The organism is Amycolatopsis sp. NPDC039088 (assembly GCF_055598845.1).
This window is the reverse complement of record NZ_JBVKAE010000042.1, coordinates 55,014-71,124: the sequence shown is the minus strand read 5'-3', so window position 1 is coordinate 71,124 and position 16,111 is coordinate 55,014. Positions and strand designations below refer to the sequence as shown.

The 16,111-nt window shown below is 67.1% G+C and carries 15 protein-coding genes; 6 read left to right on the top strand and 9 right to left on the bottom strand.

Translation table 11 applies throughout. The features are described 5' to 3' along the window. Positions 1 to 392 precede the first annotated feature (392 nt). The 4 genes from ACZ7KI_RS36965 to ACZ7KI_RS36950 form a co-directional block, all read right to left on the bottom strand. Complete coding sequence (locus ACZ7KI_RS36965) at positions 393 to 1,742, bottom strand: cryptochrome/photolyase family protein (RefSeq protein ID WP_470277655.1); 1,350 nt, start codon at positions 1,740 to 1,742, stop codon at positions 393 to 395. Between the two features lie 113 nt (positions 1,743 to 1,855). Further along, the gene (locus ACZ7KI_RS36960) at positions 1,856 to 3,172 is read right to left on the bottom strand and encodes a citrate synthase (protein ID WP_465502468.1); all 1,317 of its coding nucleotides are present in this window, start codon (positions 3,170 to 3,172) and stop codon (positions 1,856 to 1,858) included. Between the two features lie 192 nt (positions 3,173 to 3,364). Then, positions 3,365 to 4,306 (bottom strand): carbohydrate kinase family protein, encoded by a 942-nt coding sequence (locus ACZ7KI_RS36955; protein WP_470277654.1) that lies wholly within the window; start codon positions 4,304 to 4,306, stop codon positions 3,365 to 3,367. A gap of 48 nt (positions 4,307 to 4,354) precedes the next feature. After that, positions 4,355 to 4,939, bottom strand: coding sequence for a TetR/AcrR family transcriptional regulator (locus tag ACZ7KI_RS36950; protein WP_470277653.1), 585 nt, complete (start codon positions 4,937 to 4,939; stop codon positions 4,355 to 4,357). Between the two features lie 103 nt (positions 4,940 to 5,042). On the opposite strand from ACZ7KI_RS36950, the gene ACZ7KI_RS36945 reads away from it, so the two are divergent. Continuing rightward, a complete protein-coding gene (locus ACZ7KI_RS36945; RefSeq protein WP_470277652.1) occupies positions 5,043 to 6,188 on the top strand; it encodes an acyl-CoA dehydrogenase family protein in 1,146 nt (381 codons plus the stop codon). A gap of 73 nt (positions 6,189 to 6,261) precedes the next feature. Beyond that, on the top strand, positions 6,262 to 6,879 hold the full coding sequence (locus ACZ7KI_RS36940; protein WP_470277651.1) for a Uma2 family endonuclease: 618 nt from the start codon (positions 6,262 to 6,264) through the stop codon (positions 6,877 to 6,879). Between the two features lie 4 nt (positions 6,880 to 6,883). Here ACZ7KI_RS36940 and ACZ7KI_RS36935 read toward each other — a convergent pair whose 3' ends face one another. From ACZ7KI_RS36935 to ACZ7KI_RS36920, 4 genes are all read right to left on the bottom strand, one after another. Beyond that, positions 6,884 to 7,462: a hypothetical protein gene (locus tag ACZ7KI_RS36935; RefSeq protein WP_470277650.1), complete on the bottom strand. Its 579-nt coding sequence runs from the start codon at positions 7,460 to 7,462 to the stop codon at positions 6,884 to 6,886. Between the two features lie 68 nt (positions 7,463 to 7,530). Next, positions 7,531 to 8,760: an amidohydrolase gene (locus tag ACZ7KI_RS36930; protein WP_470277649.1), complete on the bottom strand. Its 1,230-nt coding sequence runs from the start codon at positions 8,758 to 8,760 to the stop codon at positions 7,531 to 7,533. An 11-nt stretch (positions 8,761 to 8,771) separates the two neighbouring features. Beyond that, complete coding sequence (locus tag ACZ7KI_RS36925; protein WP_470277648.1) at positions 8,772 to 9,296, bottom strand: GNAT family N-acetyltransferase; 525 nt, start codon at positions 9,294 to 9,296, stop codon at positions 8,772 to 8,774. Then, positions 9,263 to 10,168, bottom strand: a complete 906-nt coding sequence (locus ACZ7KI_RS36920; protein ID WP_470277647.1) for an aldose 1-epimerase family protein — start codon at positions 10,166 to 10,168, stop codon at positions 9,263 to 9,265. Before ACZ7KI_RS36920 ends, ACZ7KI_RS36925 begins: the two co-directional genes overlap by 34 nt. A gap of 73 nt (positions 10,169 to 10,241) precedes the next feature. On the opposite strand from ACZ7KI_RS36920, the gene ACZ7KI_RS36915 reads away from it, so the two are divergent. The 4 genes from ACZ7KI_RS36915 (at position 10,242) to ACZ7KI_RS36900 (ending at position 14,629) form a co-directional block, all read left to right on the top strand. After that, positions 10,242 to 11,762, top strand: a complete 1,521-nt coding sequence (locus tag ACZ7KI_RS36915) for a fatty acyl-CoA synthetase (protein WP_470277646.1) — start codon at positions 10,242 to 10,244, stop codon at positions 11,760 to 11,762. Between the two features lie 649 nt (positions 11,763 to 12,411). Continuing rightward, the gene (locus ACZ7KI_RS36910; protein WP_470277645.1) at positions 12,412 to 12,975 is read left to right on the top strand and encodes a TetR/AcrR family transcriptional regulator; all 564 of its coding nucleotides are present in this window, start codon (positions 12,412 to 12,414) and stop codon (positions 12,973 to 12,975) included. Next, complete coding sequence (locus ACZ7KI_RS36905; protein ID WP_470277644.1) at positions 12,975 to 13,805, top strand: MBL fold metallo-hydrolase; 831 nt, start codon at positions 12,975 to 12,977, stop codon at positions 13,803 to 13,805. Before ACZ7KI_RS36910 ends, ACZ7KI_RS36905 begins: the two co-directional genes overlap by 1 nt. Continuing rightward, the gene (locus ACZ7KI_RS36900; RefSeq protein ID WP_470277643.1) at positions 13,802 to 14,629 is read left to right on the top strand and encodes an MBL fold metallo-hydrolase; all 828 of its coding nucleotides are present in this window, start codon (positions 13,802 to 13,804) and stop codon (positions 14,627 to 14,629) included. The genes ACZ7KI_RS36905 and ACZ7KI_RS36900 overlap by 4 nt, the downstream gene beginning before the upstream one ends. Before the next feature lie 6 nt (positions 14,630 to 14,635). Here ACZ7KI_RS36900 and ACZ7KI_RS36895 read toward each other — a convergent pair whose 3' ends face one another. Continuing rightward, on the bottom strand, positions 14,636 to 16,021 hold the full coding sequence (locus tag ACZ7KI_RS36895) for an APC family permease (protein WP_470277642.1): 1,386 nt from the start codon (positions 16,019 to 16,021) through the stop codon (positions 14,636 to 14,638). Positions 16,022 to 16,111 lie beyond the last annotated feature (90 nt).

Genomic DNA, 16,111 nt, shown 5'->3' with positions numbered 1-16,111 from the left:
CCTGCGACTGCTGAGAAAGCCGCCGCGCATCCGTCACCCGAACCCTCGCCACCATCACCCGATCATGCCACATTTGCCTTACGGATCAATAACCCTCATTAACACTCACGACCCCGCGCGGAAACGTATTTAGCGGCATCAATCGGACACTCGATCGGCTGGCGGTGTCCCTTGTGGACACTGAAGCCCCACTGGCATCCAGAATCAGGCCTGCCCCACCTCGGCTCGCCCTTGATCAACGGAAGATCAGGGACGTTGAGTGTCCCTGATCCTCCGTTGATCAAGCTCCACGACCGGCACATGCGGCCCCGCGACAGTGCAGGAATAGTCGCCTGACCTGCAAGACCGCGACTTTGCCGGGGTCCTTGCGCCTAGGTACATGAAGGGGGCCTTCACGTACCTTTGATGGCGCCGTAGCGCTCCAGGGCGACCTGGCGTTCGTGGGCGTGGTCGACCATGGGGGCGGGGTAGTCGCGGACGTCCGTCGCCTTGTGTACGGATTTTCCTTGCAGGGAGCGGAGTTCGGGGACGTAGCGGCGGACGTAGGCGCCGGACGGGTCGAACTTCTCCCCCTGCGTCGTCGGGTTGAAGATCCGGAAGTACGGCGCGGCGTCGGTGCCGCTCCCGGCGACCCACTGCCAGTTCAGCTGATTCGACGCGAGATCGCCGTCGACCAGATGCTTCATGAAATGCCGTGCGCCGAGCCACCACGGCAGATGCAGGTCCTTGACCAGGAAACTCGCCACGATCATCCGGACGCGGTTGTGCATCCAGCCTTCGGCGAGCAGCTGCCGCATCCCGGCGTCGACGATCGGGAAGCCGGTGCGTCCCGCACACCAGCGCTCGAAGGCGTCGTCGTCCTTCTCGTACTCGATGGCGTCGAACCGGGAGTCGTAGTTCTTCCGCGCGGTTTCGGGGCGGTGCCACAGTACGTCGGCGTGGAACTCGCGCCAGGCGAACTCGCCGCGCAGCGACTTCGCGCCGACTCCCTCGTTCCCGGCGATGTCGGCGAGCAGGGTGCGCGGGTGCACGCACCCCCAGCGCAGATACGGCGAAAGCCTTGTCGTGCCGGGACGATCCGGGCGGTCGCGGTCCTCGTCGTAGGTTTCGAGCCCGTCGTCGAGGAACTCGTGCCAGCGTTCCAGCGCGGCCTTCTCGCCCGGCTCCGGCAGTTCCATTCCCTCCAGGGACGGCGATTTCGGGAGCTTCACCGAACGTGGCGGCTTCACCCAGTCCACTATGGACTTTCCGGTGTCCGCGGGTCGCGGCCAGCCGTGGCGCGCCCAGGCGCGATAGAACGGCGTGAACACGCGATAGGGGTCGCCGTCCGGTTTGACGACCCGGCCGGGCGTGATCGCGTAGGAGGATCCCGTCTCGGTCCACGCGATGTCGTGCTCTGCCAACGCCTTCGCGACTTCGGCGTCCCGGCGACGGCCGTACGGTCCGGTGTCCGCGCTGACGTGCACGGCGGAGGCGCCGATCTCGCGCGCGGCCTTGACGACCTCCTTGACCGGGTCGCCCTTGACGAGCATGAGCCGTCCGCCGAGCTGCTCGTCGAGCGCCTTCAGACAGCCGTGCAGGAACGCGACGCGCGGGGCGCCGGAGGGCTTGAGGAGCGCGTCGTCGAGGACGTACAGCGCGAGGACGTGCTTGCTGTGCTTCGAGGCTTCCAGCAGGGCCGCGTGGTCGCCGAGGCGCAGGTCGCGGCGGAACCACAGCACTACGGGGGCTTCTCTGGTCACCCCGGAAACCCTAAGCGCGGGCTCCGGTCCTCGCACGCCCGGATGCGATGAAAGGTCCTTTCCTCGCAAATTTTGCGAGGAAAGGACCTTTCATGGCGCTTGCCGGAGGGGGATCAGCGCTCCGAGATGGGCGCGTAGTCCCGCGACGCGTAGCCGGTGTAGATCTGCCGCGGGCGGCCGATCTTGGTGGCCGGGTCCTGGATCATCTCGCGCCAGTGCGCGATCCAGCCCGGCAGGCGGCCGAGCGCGAACAGCACGGTGAAGTACTTCGTCGGGAAGCCGAGCGCCCGGTAGATCAGACCGGTGTAGAAGTCGACGTTCGGGTACAGCTTCCGCTCGATGAAGTAGTCGTCCGAGAGCGCGGTCTCTTCCAGCTTCTTCGCGATGTCGAGCAGCTGGTCGCCGCCCTTGAGCTTGGAGAGTATGTCGTCCGCGGTGTTCTTGATGATCTTCGCGCGCGGGTCGTAGTTCTTGTAGACCCGGTGCCCGAAGCCCATCAGGCGGACACCCTTTTCCTTGTTCTTCACGCGGGTGACGAAGTTCGCGACGTCGCCGCCCTCGGCCTGGATGCCCTCGAGCATGTCCAGAACCGCGCTGTTGGCGCCACCGTGCAGCGGGCCGAAGAGCGCATTGATACCGGCCGAGATGGAGGCGAACAGGTTCGCCTCGGAGGAGCCGACGAGGCGCACGGTCGAGGTCGAGCAGTTCTGCTCGTGGTCGGCGTGCAGGATGAACAGCAGGTCGAGCGCCTTCGCGACGTCCGGGTCGACCTCGTAGGGCTCGGCGGGGAAGCCGAAGGTCATCCGCAGGAAGTTCTCGACCAAGCCGAGCGAGTTGTCCGGGTACAGCAGCGGCTGCCCGACGGACTTCTTGTACGCGTACGCGGCCAGGGTCGGGACCTTGGCCAGCAGGCGGATGGTGGACAGCTCGACGTTCGGTTCGTCGAACGGGTTGAGCGAGTCCTGGTAGAAGGTCGACAGCGCCGATACCGCGCTGGACAGCACCGGCATCGGGTGCGCGTCGCGCGGGAAGCCGCTGAAGAAGGCCTTGAGGTCCTCGTGCAGCAGGGTGTGGCGCTGGATCTTCTCGGTGAACTCGGCCAGCTGCGTCTCGGTGGGCAGCTCGCCGTAGATGAGCAGGTAGGAGACCTCGATGAAGGTCGACTTCTCGGCCAGCTGCTCGATCGGGTACCCGCGGTAGCGCAGGATGCCGGCGTCACCGTCGATGTAGGTGATGGCCGAGGACGCGGCGCCGGTGTTCACGAACCCGGGGTCGTGGGTGATGTACCCGGTCGTCGCCAGCAGCTTCCCCAGCTCGATCCCAGGCGCACCCTCGACCGGGTGGATCACCTTGAACTCGTGCTCGCCATTGGGCAGGCGCAGCGTCGCGGTCTCGCCGGACTGCCCCGCAGCCGTCGTCGCGTCGGACATGTAAGTCCCTCTCACGTTCAGCACGGGCCGGCGGCGCCTGTAGGTTCCACAGGTACGCCCTCTTTCACGCGCGTGACCCACGGCCTCGCTGCACACCGCCCCGCTGGGGTATGAATTCCCCTCCACGCTAGTCGAGAATGGGGTCACCGCGCAGCGGGTGAGTTGCTCACAACAGCCCCTTTGGGACCAGGTTCACACGGCGGAAGCCATATCTTCGGCTGTCGGCGGTTCCGCACCACTCCGCGAGACCGTGATCGACGCCGCTTTCGCCGCGAATTCGAGTGCCGAACGCCAGCCGTCGGCGTCGACTGTGGACAGGTCGCGCACCTCGTTCGAGTACAGCCACGCCAGCAGGGCGCCTTGTACGGTGTCGCCCGCACCGATCGTGTCCACGACGGCGACTTGGCGTGACGGAACTCGCGCGATTTCGCCCGCCGGTGTGATGACGGACAACCCTTGCGCGCCCCGGGTGAGCACCACGGCATCGACCCCGTAAGAGGTCCAGACCTTTGCCGCGTCGACCGGATCGGCGCCCTCGGCGAGCCATTCCGTGTCATCGTCGGAGATCTTGAGCAGCCGGATATGCGGCAGCCAGGACTCGAACCGCGCCCGGTACGCCGCCGGATCCGTGATCAACGCCTCACGGATGTTCGGGTCGAGGACGGTCAGGACGCCGCGGGCGGATTCGCGGCGCAACACGGTTTCGTACGTGCTCACACCCGGTTCGAGGACCATGCCGAGGGTGCCGAGCGAGAGCGCCGTCACATTCTCCGGCAGCGGGCCGGGATCGCCGACCAGCCTGTCCGCGGTGCCCTCGGTGTAGAAGGTGTACTGCGCGGAACCCTTTTCGTCGAGCGCGACCACGGCGAGCGTCGTCGGCTCGTTTCCCCGCTGCAGCAAGGCGGTGTCGACACCGGAAGCGTGCAACCGGTCCACCAGGGCGACCCCGAAGCGGTCGTTCGACACCCGCGAGAAGAAGCCCGTCGGGACGCCGAGCCGCCCGGCGGCGAGGGCGACGTTGTACGGACCACCACCCATCCGCGGCAGCAGCGCGCGCAGCCCACCGTCCACAGTGGAATCCAACGGTTCACCAGGAACGAGGTCGACCAGCGCCTCTCCACCCACCACGATCACGGGCGCGATGCTAGCCGAGGCGGTACGCATACCACCAGAATTGTCATTTCAGGACATTTTCGGTTCAAGGCCTCCGAGAAGGAGTTCCGACAAAGCGGTGAAGGCCTCCGCGTCGGTCACCCCGGCGCGCTGACCGACCACCCCGGTCTGGATTCCCTCGATGATCAATCCCGCCATTTCCGCGATCAGCCGCGCGTGCACCTCGCGGAAAACACCATCGGTGACACCACGATCGATGAACGACCGGATCCGCTGGGCGGCGGCCCGGCTGTTGAGCTGATACGCGTCGCGCGCCGGGGCGAATTCCGCGATGTCGGTCATGAAGGCGGCCGAGGCGCGATTGAGGTATTCGGAGATGCCCGCGAGGTACTCCCCGAGGATCTTGCGCGCGTCGTCGATACCGGCGATCCGCTCCTCCAGCAGTTCGACGGCGCCCTTGAAGAAGTGGGCGACGACCTTGACCGCGAGCTGCTCCTTGCTGGGGGCGAGCGCGTAGAGGGTCGACTTCGAGCAGCGCAGCCTCGCGGCGAGGTCGTCCAGCGTGAACTGGGAAAACCCCTCGGCGAGGAAAAGCGTCTCCAGTTCCGAGAGCAGCGCACGCTGGCGCGCGGTTGGCTGACGGCGCGGGGTCATCTGATCACTATCCCTTACGCGGACGGTGTACCCCCAGCGGCTTCTACTGTACTCTGAATCAGCCCACAGTACTGTTTTAAGTACAGTTCAGCTCGGAGGAGCCATGCCCGCGGACCGCCTGCTGCCCAGCACCGAGGCCCAGGATCTGCTCGACCTGGCCAAGGAGATCTCGCGGGAGGAACTGGCGCCGATCGCGAGCAAGTACGAGGAGGCCGCGCATTTCCCGCGCGAGCAGTTCCGGCTGCTCGGACAGGCCGGACTGCTCGGCCTGCCGTACGCGGAGCGCTGGGGCGGCGGCGACCTGCCGTACGAGGTCTATCTGCAGGTTCTCGAGGAGATCGCGGCCGCGTGGATGTCGGTCGGCGTCGGGCTCTCCGTGCACACGATGTCCTGCTTCGCGCTGGCACACCACGGCACCGACGCGCAGCGCGACCGCTGGCTGCCCGGCATGCTGGAGGGTGACCTGCTTGGCGCGTACGCGCTGTCGGAAACCCACGCCGGCTCCGACGCGGCCGCCCTCTCGACCCGCGCGCGGCTCGACGGCGACCAGTACGTCGTGAACGGCACGAAGGCGTGGATCACCCACGCCGGCGAGGCCGACTTCTACACGACCATGGTGCGCACCAGCGACGACGGCGGACAGGGCATCTCCTGCCTGCTCGTCGACGCGTCGACGCCGGGCCTCTCGGCCGCGCCGCCCGAGCGGAAAATGGGCCTCACCGGCTCGACCACCGCGCAACTGATGTTCGAGAACGCCACCGTCGACGCCGACCGGCGGATCGGCGAAGAGGGCCAGGGCCTGAAGATCGCGCTGTCGTCGCTCAGCTCCGGACGGCTGGGCATCGCCGCGTGCGCTGTCGGGCTCGCGCAGGCCGCGCTCGACGAGGCGCTCGAGTACGCGAAGGGCCGCACCCAGTTCGGGCGGCCGATCATCGAGTTCCAGGGGCTGGAGTTCCTGCTGGCCGACATGGCCGCGACCGTCGAGACGTCGCGCGCGATGTACCTCGACGCCGCGCGCCGCCGCGACCGCGGGCTGCCGTTCCAGCGGCAGGCGTCGATCGCGAAACTCGTCGCGACCGACGGTGCGATGAAGGTGACCACCGACGCGGTCCAGGTGCTCGGCGGCGCGGGCTACACCAAGGACTTCCCGGTGGAGCGGTACATGCGGGAGGCGAAGGTGCCGCAGATCTTCGAGGGCACGAACCAGATCCAGCGCATGGTGATCGCGCGCGAGCTACGCAAAAGCTGACTCTCCGCGCTGATATGATCACCAATGGTCACGTGGTGATCGTGAGACACTGTGGAAGACGTGAGGAGATGCTGTGACAGCCCTTCCCGACTCCACGGCCGGGTCACACGGTGAACCAGGGTGGGCCATCCCGGATCACCTGCTGTCGGTCGCGGAGTACGCGGCGCTCGGTGAGCCCGATTCCGGATTCACCGAGCTCGTGGAAGGCCGCCTCGTCATGTCACCGAGTCCCAAGAGGAGACACAACAAGGCGCTCTACGCCTTGGCGAGACAACTGGAAGCTCAGCTGCCCGATCACCTCGAGTTCATCCAGGACATCGACGTCGATCTGGGGTTGGTGCCATCCGGTGAGCCGGGTTTCGCCAGGCGACCGGATCTGATCATCGCCCACCGCGAAGCAGGCGAGCGGATCGACGAAGAGGACACGATGTATCACGCGGACGACGTCGTCGTCGTGGTCGAGATCGTGTCACCGGGCTCGAAACGCACCGACTACGTGACCAAACACGGCGAGTACGCCGACGCGGGAATCCCGCACTACTGGATCGTCGACCTCAGCGAGCCCGTCTCGCTTGTCGCCTGCCACCAAGCAGGCGAACTCGGCTACCAGGACGCTCCGGCCATGACCGGCGAATTCGCCGCCGTCGAGCCGTTTCCGGTGAAACTGGATCTCGATCGGCTTCTGGCGTAACGGCTCAGTGCCCTGTCGGTCCGAACTGCTGCGGCGATTGCTGCTGCGGTGGTTGCTGCGGCCAGCCGCCCTGCTGCGGATACTGCGGACCTGCCTGCACCGGCGGACCGGGCTGAACGGGCTGCTGCTGTTGCGGGTACTGCTGCCGCGGCGGGTACTGCTGGACCGCCTGGTCCGCGTACGGCTGCGGATTCCCTTGCTGCGGCGGGAATCCGGGCTGAGGCTGCCCCTGCCACTGCTGCTGTTGACCGTACCCACCTTGCGGCGCCGTCACACCGGCACGCGCCTTGCGTCGTTTCGCGCGGATCACCATCGTCGCGCCCACGCCCGTCAGCACGACGCCGACCCCTGCCATCCAGAGCCCGTGGTTGCGGAAGGTCTCGGCACGAGACGTCGCGGCGGCTTTCATCTCGTCGTAGGTGTCCTCGCCGGTCTTGCGACCGTTCTTGGTGGTCTCGCAGACGTCACCGGGTGACATGATTCTGCCGCCGCACTTGATCAGGTTCGGATTCTCTTGCGAGAACAGCAAGGTGACGACCAAGAAACCGATCCCGACGACCAGGACGAAAACCCAGCGCTTCATGTGTTACATACCCTCCCCGTGTGTAACACATGACAGCACAGATGGGTTACCCCTGGCAAGACCGAAAATCAGCCCTCGCGGTACCGGCGTTCCTCGGTGACGCCCATCCCGGTCGCCTCGTCGAAGTGGTAGACCTCGCGCCCGCGCACGAACACCCGCATGGCCCGGTTCATCACGTCCAGCGGATCACCCGACCAGATGACCACGTCGGCGTCGAGGCCCGGCTTCAGGGAGCCGACCTTGTCGTCGAGGTTCAGCATCGCGGCCGGGTTCACGGTCAGCGCCTTCAGCGCGGTCTCCGGGTCGAGCCCGTCCTTCACCGACAGCGCCGCCTGGTAGACCAGGAAGTTGATCGGCACGACCGGGTGGTCCGTGGTGATCGCGATCCGGACGCCCGCCCTGGCGAGGATGCCGGGCGCGCGCAGGGTGCGGTTGCGCAGCTCCACTTTGGACTTGGTGGTGAACAGCGGGCCGAGGATCACCGGCACGTCCCGCTCGGCGAGCAGATCCGCGATCAGGTGACCTTCGGTGCCGTGGTTGATCACCAGCTTGTAGCCGAACTCGTCGGCCAGCCGGATCGCGGTGACCATGTCGTCGGCGCGGTGGACGTGCTGGTCCCAGAACAGCTCGCCGTCGAGCACCTTGGCCAAGGTCTCCTTGGTCAGGTCGACGTCGAAGGGCTTGCCCTCACCGGCGGCGTGCTCGCGCTGCGCGGCGTAGTTGCGCGCGGCGGTGAACGCGTCACGGATCGTGGACGCGACGCCGAGCCTGGTCGACGGCGTCTGCTTCTTCTCGCCGTAGACCCGCTTCGGATTCTCGCCGAGCGCGCTCTTCACGCTGACTTCCTCGGCGAAGATCATGTCGAGGACGGTCCGGCCCCAGGTCTTGAGGCCGATCGTCTGCCCGCCGATGGGGTTCCCGGAGCCGGGCTTGATGACGACGCTGGTGACGCCGCCCGCGAGCGCGTCGTCGAAGCCGGGCTCGTACGGGTCGATGCCGTCGATCGCCCGGAACCGCGCGCCGTTGGGGTCGGTCATCTCGTTGGTGTCGTTGCCCGACCAGCCTTCGCCGTCCTCGTGGACGCCGAGGTGGGCGTGCGCGTCGATGAACCCGGGCAGCACCCAGGCGCCCGCGGCGTCGATCAATTCGGCGTCGTCGGGGACGTCGACGTCGGCGTCGGTGCCGACCGCGGCGATCTTCCCGTTTTCGATGAGGACCGTGCCGCCGTCTATCGGTTCACCGTCGACGGGGACGACGTAACCACCGACGATGGCCTTGACCAGTGCTTTGTTCGACATACTTTGACACGCTAACGAACTGGCCCCGCCGGGCGCGCGCGGGGCTTTTCAAAGTGGACCAGCTCGTAGTGCGCCTCGGGTGTCCGGTGCGTCTCGACGTAGCCGAGCTTCGCGTACATCCGCAGCGGGCCGACGCTCCGGTCGCCGGTGAACAGGCGGAACACGGTCACCGTCGGCGGCGAGGCCGCTTCGGCGGCGAGCAGCAACGAGCTGCCGAGCCCGTGTCCCTGCCTGTCCGGGGCCACGATGAGCCTGCCGACGAGACCGGCTTCGCCGTCCACGACGATCCGGACACTCGCCACCAGCCGCCCGGCTTCCCTGATACCCCAGGCGAAACACGCGGGATCGCCCAGAGCGTGCTTGGCCTGCTCGAAGGTCTCCAGCAGCGGCGGGAGATCCAGGGTGCCGTGCGCCCTCGCCTCCGGCACGTAGGCCGCGCGCTGCAACGTGAGCACTTCACCCGCGTCGACGGGCCCCAGCCGGAGCAGCGGCGATGAGGTCATCAGCGGACCCGGATTCCCCAGCTGCCGCTCCACGACGTGGCGGGCTCCAGCTCGATCAGGTCGGTGCCGGTGTTGAGCGCGTCGGCGGGGCAGGTCATCGGCTCGATCGCCACCGCCCGGCCGCGGCCGACCAGGTCGTCCGGGGTGAAGACCTGCGCCCAGCGGAAGTCCGGCCCGGCCCAGACCAGCAGTTCCTGGTCTTCGTGCGAGAGGACGTAATGGTGGTTGCCGTCCTCGGCGGCGCTCAACCCGCCGAACGCCGTGTCCAGGTCGACACCCGCGAGCACCTTGCCGGACCGGAAGTCGTACTCGGTGCCGTCGACGTCCTGCTCGTCGGCGTAGGGCATCTGCTCGTCGCCGAGGTACGGCCGGACACGGCTCGCGGGCAGCGTCAGGGTCAGCTCGTCGGTGGGCACGTCACCGATGCGGAAGTAGGGGTGTGTGCCGAGCCCGACGCCGATCGGGCTCTCGCCCTCGTTGCGGATCTCGTGCGTCACGACCAGTTCGCGCGGCGAGATCTCGTAGGTGATCGTCGCGCGCAGCGGCACCGGCCAGCCCTGCTGCGCCGGCACGTCGATGGCCAGGGTGATCGACGATTCGGCGTGTTCGAGCAGCTCCCACTCCTCGTGCCGGGTCAGGCCGTGGATCGCGTTGCCGCGCGCCTCTTCGGTGATCGCGAGCTGCTGCTTCTCGCCCTGGTGGACCCACTGGCCGCCCTTGGTGCGGTTCGGCCAAGGCAACAGCACCTGGCCGGCGCCCTTCGGCGGCTTCTCGTCCTCGGCGAACGCCTCGACGTACGGCACCCCGCCGACCTCGAACGCACGCAACCCGGCACCGATCTCGGTGACGACGGCGCGGGCGTTGCCGCGGGTGATCTCGAACTGCTCTCCGGTGGGATTGGCCATGCGGACGAGGTTACCGGCGACCTTCTCCGAAGTAGTGTGAGAGCGCCACGCTCGGACGAAGGAGACCGCCGCGATGACCGTTCCCGGCTACCCCAGCACCGTCGGCCGCGTCCTGGAGCGCAGCGCGCGGCGCGTCCCCGACAGGATCGCGCTCACCTTCGCCGATCGCGTGTGGACCTACGCCGAACTCGACCGCGCGGTCGGCCGGGTCGCGGCGAAGCTGCTCGAACGCGGGCTCGTCCACGGTGACCGCGTCGCGGCCTTCGGCAAGAACTCGGACGCGTATCTGTTGCTGTACCTCGGTTGCGCACGGGCCGGGCTGGTGCACGTGCCGGTGAACTTCAACGCACGCGGCGCGGAACTCGAATACCTGCTCACCCAATCCGAACCAGCCGTCGCCTTCGTCGATCCCGCACTGGCCGAACACGTCGAGACCGAGCAAGTGTCCACACTGGACGTATTGGCCTGGGCACTCGACGAAACCGTTGTCCCGCATGAGGAATCCGGCGTCACCGACGAAGACCTCGTGCAGCTGCTCTACACCTCCGGGACGACCTCCCGGCCGAAAGGCGCGATGCTCACCCACCGCGCGCTGGTGCACGAGTACTCCTCCTGCATCGCCGCGCTCGACCTGAGCGACCGCGACGTGCCACTGCACGCGCTGCCGCTGTACCACTCGGCGCAGATGCACGTGTTCCTCATGCCCGGCCTCGCCGTCGGCGCGACGAACCACCTCGTCGAGACACCCGATCTCAGTGACATCTTCGCGCGGATCCCGCGTCAGGGCGTCACTTCCCTGTTCTTCCCGCCGACCGTCTGGGTGGGACTCGCGAATCATCCCGGCCTCGCGGACGCGGACCTGAGCAGCCTCACCAAGGCCTACTACGGCGCGTCGATCATGCCCGTGCCGGTGCTGGAGAAACTGCGCTCGCGACTGCCGGGAGTCGGGTTCTACAACTGCTTCGGCCAGTCGGAGATCGGTCCACTCGCGACCGTCCTGCGTCCCGAAGAGCACGACGCGCGACCGGATTCCGTCGGCCGCGCGGTCCTGTTCGTGGAAACGCGCGTGGTGGACACCGAGATGAACGACGTCCCGCCCGGCGAACTCGGCGAGGTCGTCTACCGCTCTCCTCAGCTGTGCACCGGATACTGGGGCAAGCCAGAGGAATCGGTGGAGGCCTTCGCGGGCGGGTGGTTCCATTCCGGCGATCTGGTACGCCAGGACGAAGAGGGCTACCTGTTCGTCGTCGACCGGATCAAGGACGTCGTCAACACCGGTGGCGTGCTCGTCGCGTCACGCGAGGTGGAGGACGCGTTGTACGCGCATCCCGCCGTCGCCGAGGTCGCCGTCGTCGGCCTGCCGCACGAACGCTGGATCGAGGCGATCGCCGCCGTGGTCGTGGCGAAGGAGCCTGTCGGGGAAGCGGAACTGATCGAGTTCGCCAAGAAGTCGCTGGCGGCGCACAAGGTGCCGAAATCGGTGCATTTCGTCGAGGAGCTGCCGAAGAACGCTTCGGGGAAGCTGCTCAAGCGGGACTTGCGGCAGCGGTTCGGCGGCTCGGGATCCGCCATCGGGGTCGCGAACGCTAGATAGCCACCTTCGCCTCACCCCCCCAATAAGGCGAAGGTGGGCGTGCTGAAGTTGAGGTGGTGGCGTACTCGCCAAAGAGACCCACCGTCCACAGGGGACACTTTTCGAGGTGCAGGCGCTCGATTTGGCTAATTTGCACGGTTCCGCAAGTGGGCCATGAGTGTTATTGAGGGGTAAGGCAAATATGGCGCGGTCGGCGCCCGCTGCCCGTGTCGCGAACACCGCAGCCCCAGCGTCGAAGCGCGATGTCCTGAAGGACCCCGTTGAGACCTTCAACGTCTCAACGGAGGCCTTCAGGACACGCCACATTTGAGTCGCCTCTCAATAAGTAGCGTTCTAATCAAGGGTGATTAGGTACCTATGGCGGGCGAGGCCGGTAGCGGCCAGGCCGTGAAGGACTCGTTGAGGGACTCAGAGTCCCTCAACGAGCCCCTCACTCGTCGCGGACGGCCGTCACGAGCCTCAGCAGCACCACCTGTCACACCGGCTGCGCGTGAAGGCCCCCTTTGGGTTCTATCAACAACACTCACGACCCGGCCTCAACCGGACGCGAGACCATCAACCGTGCCCTTCGCGGCGGGCCAACGACACGCGGAGTCCGGACCCTTCACTTACTAGACCGGTCGTCATAGTTTGAGCTACAGTCAGTAGCATGGTCCGCCGCACCGACACCCGGCAGCGCATGCTCGATTCCGCCGCCGACCTCTTCCACCAGCAGGGTTACCACGCCACCGGCCTCAACCAGCTCGTCGCCGCCGGCGGCGCGCCCAAGGGGTCGCTCTACTTCCACTTCCCCGGCGGCAAGGAGCAACTCGCCGCCGAGGCCATCGGTCAGTCCGCCGAACGCCTCTGCGACACGTTGCGCACGATCGTCGCGAACTCCCCCGACGTCGTCACCGCTGTCGAGAACGTCGTCGACGCGCTGGCGACTTCACTGGAGGAGTCGGGTTTCCAGCGCGGGTGTCCACTCGCGACGGTCGCGCTCGACGCGTCGGGCGAGAGCGAGGTGATCCGCCAGGCCTGCGCCGACGGCTACACCTCATGGCACGCGGTCATCGCCGGAGTGCTGAAGACCGACAAGGCGGACCACCTCGCGACCGTCGTCCTCGCCACCATCGAGGGCGGCCTGTTGCTGGCCAAGACGTTGCACGACACCGCGCCGCTGCGCGCGATCGCCCCCCACCTCCGCACCACCCTCGAACGGGAGCTGCCCTGATGCGTGTCCACCACCTCAACTGCGGAACCCTGCGGCCTATCGGCGGCAAACTCGTCGACGGCAGGCCAGGGCTCTTCCGCCGCGCGGAACTGATCTGCCACTGCCTTCTCCTGGAGACCGAAACCGGCCTCGTGCTCGTCGAGACCGGCGTCGGCACGCCGACCGTCACCCGCCCGGCGGAATGGCTCGGCGCCGGTTTCGTCCGCTTGGTGAACCCGGTCGGTGACGACGACCTCAGCGCCACCACCCAGATCCGCAAGCTCGGCTTCGACCCGGCCGACGTGCGCGACATCGTGCTCACCCACCTCGACCTCGATCACGCGGGCGGGCTCGTCGACTTCCCTCAGGCGCGGGTCCACGTCCACGCGCGCGAACTCGAAGCGTTGGAGAAACCGATCGACCGCAAGGAGGCGAGCCGCTACCGGAAGGTCCAGTTCAGCCACGGCCCGGACTGGAAGTCTTACCGCGCCGACGGCGAGCCGTGGTTCGGCTTCGACGCCGTTCGCGAACTCGAGGGTGTGCCGGACGTCCTGCTCATCCCGCTCGCCGGGCACACCCGCGGGCACGCCGGGGTCGCGGTCGACACCGGCGACGGCTGGCTGCTCAACGCCGGGGACGCCGTCTTCCACAACGGCGAACTCGAACAAAAACCTCACCTCCCCTTCGCACTCGGCTTCTTCGAGTCGTACATGCAGACGGAGAAGACGGCACGACTGGACAACCAGCGCCGGCTGCGCGAACTTGTGAGTAACAACGGTGACGAGGTGACGGTCTTCGCCGCGCACGACGCCACCGCATTCGAGCGGCTCAGCCAGAGGAGCAGGATATGAAGGTCCACCACCTGAACTGCGGCACGATGCGCGCACCGGGAGGGAAACTGCTCGACGGCCAGCCGGGATTGCTGCGCCGCGCGGAGATGGTGGCGCACTGCCTGCTCATCGAGACCGGCGACGGGCTCGTGCTGGTGGACACCGGATTCGGCCGCCAGGGCGTCGCCCGGCCGGGCGACTGGCTCGGCACGCCGTTCACCCTGATGGTCGGCGCCAACCCGGTGGAGGCGGAGACGGCCGCCCACCACGTCGAGGCGCTCGGCCACAAACTGGAGGACGTGCGGCACATCATCTGCACCCACCTCGACGTCGACCACGCCGGCGGACTCGCGGACTTCCCGAACGCCGTCGTGCACGTCCGCACCGCGGAACACGACGCGGCGACCGCCCCTGCCAACGCGAGCGAGAAACTCCGGTTCCGCGCCAACCAGTTCGCCCACCGTCCACTGTGGAGCAAGTACGACGAGGCCGGCGACGAGTGGTTCGGTTTCCAGGCCGTCCGCGAACTCAAGGGCCTGCCGCCGGAGATCCTGCTCGTACCGCTCGCGGGGCACACCAAAGGCCACACGGGAGTCGCGGTCGACACCGGCGACGGCTGGCTGCTGCACGCGGGCGACGCGTACTTCTTCCACGGTCAGATGGATCCGGTGAAACCGCACTGCCCACCGGGGATGACCGCGTTCCAGAACATGGTGCAGACCCTGCGCAAACCGCGGCTGGAGAACGTCGAGCGGCTGCGCGAGCTGAGCCGAGAACACGCCGACGAGGTCACCGTGTTCTCGGCGCACAGCCCGGTGGAGTACCAGTCGCTCAGCCGCGGATAGGAGTGGTCAGCCGACCGGCGGCTCGGCGAGCTGCCGGTCCTCTTCCTTGTGCGTGGCCCGCATGATGAGCCAGTTGATCCCCCAGAGCACGACGCCGACGCCGAGCAGGATCGCGGCGACCTTGTAATCGCGAGCGGGCCGCCCGGACAACGGGGTCACCAGGTAGAGACAGAAGATCGCGGCCAGCACCGGGATGATCGTCGGCGCACGAAAATGCTTGTGCGCCGACTTTTCCTTGCGCAGCACCAGGACGGCGACATTGACGATGGCGAACACCGCCAGCAGGAGCAACGCCGTCGTACCGCCGAGCACACTGATGTCCACAAAGGACACCAGGCCGATGGCGATGACACTGGTGAACACGATCGCCACCCACGGGCTGCGGCGGAACGGGTGCACCGTGCCCAGCTGCTTCGGGATGATCCGCTGGTTCGCCATGCCGTACAGCAGACGGCTGGCCATCAGCATGTTGATCAGCGCCGAGTTGATGACCGCGAAGAGCCCGATCGCGGAGAAGATCTCGCGCGGGAACCCGGGGGCCCCGACGTCGAGCACCTTCAGCAGCGCGCTGCTCTTGGCGGCTTCCAGGTCGTCGGCGGGCACCAGCAGCGAAGAGGTCACGGAGACCAGGATGTAGATGGTCGCGGCGATGACCATGCCCCACAGCATCGCCTTCGGGAAGATCCGGATCGGGTCCTTGCACTCCTCGGCCATGTTCACCGAGTCCTCGAAGCCGACCATCGCGAAGAACGCCAGCGACGTCGCCGAGGTGATCGCCACCAGCATGGTCTGGTTCTCGGTGTCGAACTCGACCAGCCGCGAGGCGTCCCCGTTGCCGTTGAGCACCGCCCACACGCCGACTCCGATGATGATCAGCAGACCGCCGATCTCGATGCAGGTCAGCACCACGTTGGTCTTCACCGACTCGGAGACCCCGCGGAAGTTGATCAGCGCGAGCCCGATCACGAACAGGATCGCCACCCACGGCATCGGCGCGGTGATGAACTCCTTGAGGTAGGTGTCACCGAAGGCCTTCGCCGCCGACGAGGCCGACGTGATCCCCGAGCACATCACCGCGAACGCCACCATGAAGGTGAGGAAGCGGAGCTTGAACGCCTTGTGTGTGTAGAGCGCCGCACCCGCCGCCTGCGGGTACTTCCCGACCAGTTCCAGGTAGCTGAACGCGGTCATGATCGCGACCACGAACGCGATCAGGAACGGCAACCACAGCGCGCCGCCCACCCGGCCTGCCACCTGACCGGTGAGTGCGTAGACGCCCGTCCCGATGATGTCCCCCACCACGAAGAACAGCAGGAGCTTGGAACCCATGACCCGTTTGAGGCTCGGCTGACCGGCAGGCCCGGCCTGTTCTGTTGTCGTCGTGTCCGCCATGCGGCAATAGTGTGCCGCATCACCTCTGTGGCCGACAGTCCGGTTTGGTCAGTTCTTCGTCACGGGTTGACGAAACGCGCTTCGGGGTAG

What these genes read in the sequence shown, in the direction of transcription:
- ACZ7KI_RS36935 (WP_470277650.1), bottom strand. Translation starts at nt 7,462, where the DNA reads ATGAAGCGCTGGGTTTTCGTCCTGGTCGTCGGGATCGGTTTCTTGGTC.
- ACZ7KI_RS36930 (WP_470277649.1), bottom strand. Translation starts at nt 8,760, where the DNA reads ATGTCGAACAAAGCACTGGTCAAGGCCATCGTCGGTGGTTACGTCGTC.
- ACZ7KI_RS36920 (WP_470277647.1), bottom strand. Translation starts at nt 10,168, where the DNA reads ATGGCCAATCCCACCGGAGAGCAGTTCGAGATCACCCGCGGCAACGCC.
- ACZ7KI_RS36960 (WP_465502468.1), bottom strand. Translation starts at nt 3,172, where the DNA reads ATGTCCGACGCGACGACGGCTGCGGGGCAGTCCGGCGAGACCGCGACG.
- ACZ7KI_RS36915 (WP_470277646.1), top strand. Translation starts at nt 10,242, where the DNA reads ATGACCGTTCCCGGCTACCCCAGCACCGTCGGCCGCGTCCTGGAGCGC.
- ACZ7KI_RS36895 (WP_470277642.1), bottom strand. Translation starts at nt 16,021, where the DNA reads ATGGCGGACACGACGACAACAGAACAGGCCGGGCCTGCCGGTCAGCCG.
- ACZ7KI_RS36905 (WP_470277644.1), top strand. Translation starts at nt 12,975, where the DNA reads ATGCGTGTCCACCACCTCAACTGCGGAACCCTGCGGCCTATCGGCGGC.
- ACZ7KI_RS36910 (WP_470277645.1), top strand. Translation starts at nt 12,412, where the DNA reads ATGGTCCGCCGCACCGACACCCGGCAGCGCATGCTCGATTCCGCCGCC.
- ACZ7KI_RS36900 (WP_470277643.1), top strand. Translation starts at nt 13,802, where the DNA reads ATGAAGGTCCACCACCTGAACTGCGGCACGATGCGCGCACCGGGAGGG.
- ACZ7KI_RS36945 (WP_470277652.1), top strand. Translation starts at nt 5,043, where the DNA reads ATGCCCGCGGACCGCCTGCTGCCCAGCACCGAGGCCCAGGATCTGCTC.
- ACZ7KI_RS36950 (WP_470277653.1), bottom strand. Translation starts at nt 4,939, where the DNA reads ATGACCCCGCGCCGTCAGCCAACCGCGCGCCAGCGTGCGCTGCTCTCG.